The following is a 1,005-nucleotide window of genomic DNA, read 5'->3' on the forward strand; positions in this document are numbered from 1 at the left end:
GTTCCTGCTGGTTGCCACCCTGGCGGCCTGGTTCGGCATGAACGATCTGGCCGCGGCCAAGGCATCGCTGCGCCAGCAACTGCCGGTGCTCAAGCGTGGGCATTTATGGATGCTGAGTTTGCTGTACCTCGCGACCTTTGGTTCTTTCATCGGTTTCTCCGCCGGTTTCGCCATGCTGTCGAAGACGCAATTTCCGGACGTAGTGATCCTGCATTACGCCTTCTTTGGGCCATTCCTCGGTGCGCTGGCACGGCCAGTCGGCGGCGCGCTGTCTGACCGTTTCGGCGGCGTGCGGGTGACGTTGATCAACTTTGTAGTGATGGCCGTGTTCGCCGCGCTGTTGTTCCTGACCTTGCCGATGGCGGGTGAGGGCGGTTCGTTCATCGCCTTCTACGGTATCTTTATGGTGCTGTTTCTCACGGCGGGGCTGGGCAGCGGGTCGACTTTCCAAATGATCGCCGTCATTTTCCGTAAAATCACTGTCGATCGCGTGAAAGCGGCCGGCGGCAGCGACGAGAGCGCGCAGCGTGAAGCGGTGACGGACTCCGCCGCCGCATTGGGTTTTATCTCGGCGATCGGTGCCGCAGGCGGCTTCTTCATTCCCCAGGCATTCGGCACTTCGCTGGCGCTGACCGGTTCCCCGGCGGGGGCAATGAAAGTATTCCTGGTGTTCTATATCTTGTGTGTGGTCATCACTTGGGCGGTGTATGGCCGCAAGAAAAAGGCCTGAGTATCAAACGATTTTCTCAATCCCTCCCGACAGGGGAGGGATATTTCGCTCATTCCGAGTCATCTCTCCTCGCTCTCTCAGTGAAATTTTCTGCCTTTAGGTAAAATTCTCATCTCCGCTTGCCGTTTTTTTCTTTTTTTATAGTTATATCTCTCAATATGGGAATGTCTTCTCCCAAGCGTATTATATTATTTGCACGGTTTTTTCGTTTTGTTGAGAGTATTCTTACATTAAAATATTAATGTCTTTCCCGCAGGTTAAATGAAATTTCTGGG

At 53.9% G+C, this 1,005-nt stretch carries 1 pseudogene; it reads left to right on the forward strand.

Features of this window, described 5'->3' with window-relative positions:
• A pseudogene (locus ACFV9W_RS39100) lies at nt 1-730 on the forward strand (nitrate/nitrite transporter); the annotation flags it as partial.
• Between the last annotated feature and the right edge of the window lie 275 nt (nt 731-1,005).

The organism is Streptomyces sp. NPDC059897 (genome assembly GCF_042730865.1).
GTDB lineage: Bacteria > Actinomycetota > Actinomycetes > Streptomycetales > Streptomycetaceae > Streptomyces.